4 protein-coding genes and 1 tRNA gene are annotated in these 5,277 nt (G+C 40.0%); 2 read left to right on the forward strand and 3 right to left on the reverse strand.

Annotation, left to right across the window (positions count from 1 at the left end; all coding sequences use genetic code 11):
* Nucleotides 1-59: 59 nt before the first annotated feature.
* Both NTZ10_02625 and NTZ10_02630 read left to right on the forward strand, forming a co-directional pair.
* Nucleotides 60-132 (forward strand) — tRNA-Lys (locus NTZ10_02625).
* A 148-nt stretch (nucleotides 133-280) separates the two neighbouring features.
* Nucleotides 281-862: a response regulator gene (locus tag NTZ10_02630; protein ID MCX5749123.1), complete on the forward strand. Its 582-nt coding sequence runs from the start codon at nucleotides 281-283 to the stop codon at nucleotides 860-862.
* Between the two features lie 5 nt (nucleotides 863-867).
* On the opposite strand, the gene NTZ10_02635 is transcribed toward NTZ10_02630, so the two are convergent.
* From NTZ10_02635 to NTZ10_02645, 3 genes are all read right to left on the reverse strand, one after another.
* On the reverse strand, nucleotides 868-2,223 hold the full coding sequence (locus NTZ10_02635) for an ATP-binding protein (GenBank protein ID MCX5749124.1): 1,356 nt from the start codon (nucleotides 2,221-2,223) through the stop codon (nucleotides 868-870).
* 668 nt (nucleotides 2,224-2,891) lie between these two features.
* Entirely contained in the window at nucleotides 2,892-3,923 is a 1,032-nt protein-coding gene (locus tag NTZ10_02640) for a hypothetical protein (GenBank protein ID MCX5749125.1), read from the reverse strand.
* Nucleotides 3,924-4,964 (reverse strand): hypothetical protein, encoded by a 1,041-nt coding sequence (locus NTZ10_02645; protein ID MCX5749126.1) that lies wholly within the window; start codon nucleotides 4,962-4,964, stop codon nucleotides 3,924-3,926.
* Nucleotides 4,965-5,277: the final 313 nt, after the last annotated feature.

Here is a 5,277-nt window from a genome sequence, read left to right on the forward strand (position 1 = left end):
CCTTCGACTCGCCCCTCGACCCTTCGACAGGCTCAAGGCTCGGGGCTCGCTCAGGACAAGCGCCAATAGCTCAGTTGGTAGAGCAGCTGACTCTTAATCAGCGGGTCGCAGGTTCGATCCCTGCTTGGCGCAAAATTTGCGGAGCAAATTTTCCCTCATTCTTATCCTCATCCTTCCGGAAAAGCAGGCCTTTATTTAGAATGTGTTGCAAATCAGAGAGCCCTTTTCAGGTTGACTATTATTCCGGATAATGAGAAAATCTTTGCGGAGGAGAATGTTAATGGACAAACCCGTTGTTCTGGTGGTTGATGACGAAAAAGACGCGAGAGACACCATTTCCGAGGTCCTTTCAAAAGAATGCGAGGTTGATACAGCCGACGGGGGCAAGGCCGCGCTTTCAAAATTAAATGAAAAGAAATACCACATCGTTCTTCTTGATATCAGAATGCCTGAAATGGACGGAATGGAAGTGCTTAAAAAGATAAAGGGACAATATAGCGGCCCGAACAAGATCGAGATCATCATGCTGACAGCCTTTGATGAGGCAAAACTGGCGTGGGAAGCCTCAAAGCTCGGCGCGTCTGACTTTATCACAAAGCCGTTCAGGAATGAAGACCTTATCTTCAGGGTCAAACTGGCGGCAAAGAGGAAAATGGACGACGATCTTTTTCTGCAAAAGGTCATGCTCGCCAATCATATCTTTGTCGACAGCTCAAAAGAAGATCCTATTTTTGCCAGGAGAAAGCTCATTCTTGATGCGCTTTACAACAAGAACAACCAGGATATTGACAAAGTGAAGCTCGAAGACCTGGAAGCGATACGCGGCGGAAAATGGGACAATATAGAACCGGAAAAAATCTGATTTTTCTAGATGGACGGGAAAGTCATCTTGAAAGCCGTCCCTTTCCCAATTTGAGACGATACTTCTATCTTTCCCTTATGGTCTATTATATTTCTATGCGCGATGGATAAGCCGAGGCCTGTCCCTTCGGCCCTTGTGGTATAGAAAGGCTCAAAGATATGGTCAACCTGTTCCTTCGTCATTCCTGACCCCGTGTCCGCTATCTCAATTTCAACATTGTTTTCACTATCAAATGATCTCGCCTTTAAAACCCCGTCTTTTCCCGTAAAATCAAGAGAGTTCTGCATTATATTAAAGAACGCTTCGGAAAGCATGACGGGATTTGCCATTATCTTATTTTTCGCATCCAATTCCTTTTCAACTTTTATACTTTTATCCTTGATACGCCCTTCCAGCATCGATAAAGTATCTTCAATGACCTTGTTGATATCGGTCGTTTCCATCTCTTCAGATTTGGCCTTCGCGAACTTGAGCATGCGGTTGATTATAGATAGTATCCTGTCTATTTGTTCAGGCATCATTCTCGCATAGTTAGATACATATTCTTTGTCGTCAATTCTTTCAAGAACTGTCTCGGATTTTGACCGGAGTACAGTCATCGGATTCCTGATCTCATGGGCGAGTCCCGCTGCAAGAGTACCAAGCGCAGCCAATCTAGCGTTATCTTCCGCGGCTTTCTGAGCGATCTTAACTTTTTCCTGCTCGGTGGCAAGATCGACCTTTACCCGCTCGTATGGTTTTATACGCTCGATCACGACCGCTATCTGTGGAGCAATGACTTTCAAAGCGTCTAACTCTTCATCCCTGAAAGCATCTTCCGAAAGCTTTTTGCCGACGTATAGCAGAGATATAAGCTCGCCTTTAAACAAACACGGGACAATATACTCGATATCTTTTTTCTTTTCTTCATCTTTCAATTCTTCCGGCAGTTCATCAAAAACAGCAGGCTTTTTATTTTTGGAATAATACTCTGCCTCTTTACCGGACAGATCGCCCTTCTGTCGAACGTCCAGCATTTTCAATTCCATTTTTTCAACTCTTGCCTCTTCCAGAACAGCTTTCAGATCTTCCATTCCAGCAACATACGATAATTTTTCGGAAAAGTAGGCTATGGTGTCGGTAAAATCGTACTTTCCTTTCAAGAATAATTTGTCCGATGAAGTTTGGATAAACATGCGGAGTCGCTCGAAAGCAAAGCCGACAAAGACACCGTAAGCGACTGTCATCGACAAAAAGCCGATATCAATATTCGGTGAAACGAAATATCTATAGGGTATTGCGAATGCAAAATAAAACAACCCTAATATTATCATCGTCAGCCCGTAGGCAATGGATTTGCTGATGATAACCGAAATGTCCATAAGGCGGGTTTTGGTGATGGCGTAGGCGATTATTGAAACTAAAACAAGGGAATTATAAGGTCCAATCCATATATAACGATAATTCCCTGCCAGAATCAGATATAAATTAAAATATGTTCCAACAATACTTGTAAGTAAAGTGGCAAGAAAAATATAGCTCAACTGCGTTTTTTGTATTCCTTTGGATTCTGTGGTTGATATAAATATTCTGTACAAACCTATTAGCACATAACTTGAGAAATATATAGCGAACAAAGGATATAAATAACCCAATATACTTTCTTTTCCCCACGAACGAACAATAATTTCTCTAATAAATGCATCAGGAATAAAAACCCCTACTAGAATTAACAAATTTGGCAAATGTAAAGCAATCTTTTTAAAATTATTCAGCTTATATCCTGTTAAAACTAGGGAAAAATGCAGAAAAGTGCTGGCAATGAAGCCTGACGTGAAAATAAACTCTCTGTTCCAAAACAGTGAAAGCGTCGTATTTTCACTTATCCCAAACATGAATATCCCAAGAGTCCACAAACCAACAGATAATGTCGAATAACCAAATATTCTGGTGCTTTCTTTCAGGGGGGCCCTGAAAAGTAATATGTAAGCCAAAATCACATCAAAAGCAAACGCTATAAAAAGAAAAATATTTATAAGAGTATTTGAAGTCATGGCTTCTTAATTACCAGGAAAATATTCATCTGAGTTTCTTTTTCAAATTCGATCTCGATCGATTTGTTGATTAAGTTCTCGGTAAGTTTTAACATATCTTCCTTAGACCGGCGGTAGATATACCATTCCCCGAGTATTTCCGTATATGCTATAAAGCTATCTTTGTCAGAAACATTGCCTATTACCAGCTCGTCGCCTTCATTTATTTTGCCAAATAATACCTCTATCATTTTTGATGCAATTTTATTGTTGAAATAATCTATAAGGCCGGAACAATATATTAGATTCTGGTTGTCCAGAACCCGATCTATTTTTCCGCTCTTTAAAAGTGTTCTTATATCCGAATTGATGTAATTAACTCTGAACTTCTTGCCAGTTTTACCCTCAGCAATATAAACTTGATTTTTAACGTACTCGAGAGACTGGTTTTCAAAATCCAAACAGGAAAATACTGCCTTTTCCGCGAGAGGGTTTTCTTTTAAAATTTCAATTAACTCTATAGCTGGCCCAGATGCGATGCTGGCAATTTTGGCATCCGGTTTTATTTTTAGGATATTATTGATGTGTTCTTTGTAGAAATCTTTTCTGTTACGATTCGCTATTGCGGTCGGAACTCTCATCGAATACCTATGGATGAATTTTCCGTAGGTTGTATCTCCTTCGTAGCCGTTATCATACAAATAGAGCATTGTGATATAATCGCCCGCATAACCTAGAGGCTTTTCGTAAACCCGTTTATTATAAGGAGAAACATCAAAAAGCTTAACAAGTTCCTCCTGAAAATATTTTTGATGTTCTTTCGCTGCTTCCAAGGGCAGGTTGTTGTATATTTCCCAAATATTGGCAAAAAGATTGTCGATATTTTTAAATATTCCGTCTTTGTTTTTTTCGATTAAATATATCTGCTGTTGAATGGTTGGAGAGGTCTTGTCAAAAGCGTCAAATTTCTGTTTGACAGGCAATAAAAGTGATTTTAGTTTCAAAGTGTCATCAACAAAATTTTGGTCGAGAATTAATGTTTTATCCATTTAATTTCCCCCAAATACTCTATTAAAATCAACAGTATTAATGGATTGTTTGACATTTCTGAAACTTGCCATCCGTATCCCTGCCTTTTCCATCTCATCCCACAATTTAAGCACATAACTTTCGGAGATGCGGTTGACATGGTCCTCATTGTATTCTCTCATCCAACAGAGCAGAAGAAGCTCCGCAAAGCAGCTGTAAACCTCGTTCTCTTTTCTTAGACCGAAATCACAGTTTACATTCAATCCGTCAACTTCGGCCACTCCCGATTCAATAACGATAACATCTTCACGCTCATAAGGCACTTTAACCGAAACATTTCTTGGCTGTGCGGCGTCGATAATTATTGATTTTGTTTTAAGATGTTTCGATCTCACTATCACGCCGGGAGTATTTGTCACTGTTAACACAATATCGGCATTTTTGATATCGCTGATATCAAAAGAAACCACGATATTTTTGTTGCCGCTTTTCTTTTTAAGTTCCTCGCCCAGCGTTTTTACGTCTTCTTTGTTCTTGTCAATTAAAGTTATGTCGGAGAAGTATTTTAACAGAAGTTTACTGCTCATTGAACCGACAAAACCGGCGGCACCCACGACAGCCAATTTAACTTTTTCTTTATCCAATCCGGCTAAGTCCGCAGCCTTAATAACGTTTTTTGCGGCGATTACAGCCGAGAAAGCGTCGCCATTTGTTATGGACATTTTAACTTTACCTTGCAGATATGCTCCGTGATCTGTAACGATTGGTACAAACGCACCAAGACCTAACAGCTTAGCATCAAGCTTTTCGGAAAATTTTGCCGCTTTCAATATCTTTGTTCTGGCTCTTTTTTCGTTTAAAAGCATCATCCGGGTGGAAAGCGAACAAAAAACCACCCATCCGTCAACCGTGCGTCCGTCTCTGCCTTTATAACCTGTGATCTTAGATAATATTACCGGAGGATGAAGCTTGCTTATGCCTTTTAAGAACCATTTCGGAGCATTATTGGCGAACGGATACTTCCTTGCGATATCGGGAAGAAGCTCAATCGGATGGGCCAAAAAGACATATTCACCTTTACCGATTAATGCCCTTATAAACGATTTTGGTAAAAACGGGATTAGGATGTCCCTAATCGTTAGAAGTATTTGCTTTGTATTTTCTATCATATAATAATATTTTGTTTATATTATACTCATAAATACCGCGATTGTCATTAAAATATTGCCTGACGATTGCCATTTTATGCCAAATATTACATAATTCATATAATCATGAAAAACAACCCCCTCGGCTCGCATAAGTTCGCTCGGGGCGATCCCCCTCGACTTCGCTCGGGGCAAGCCTGCTTGGCGCAGGTTTTCTTGGTCGCGA

The sequence above is a fragment of the Candidatus Saganbacteria bacterium genome (assembly GCA_026387835.1).
In the GTDB taxonomy this organism is placed as follows: domain Bacteria; phylum Margulisbacteria; class WOR-1; order JAKLHX01; family JAKLHX01; genus JAPLKZ01.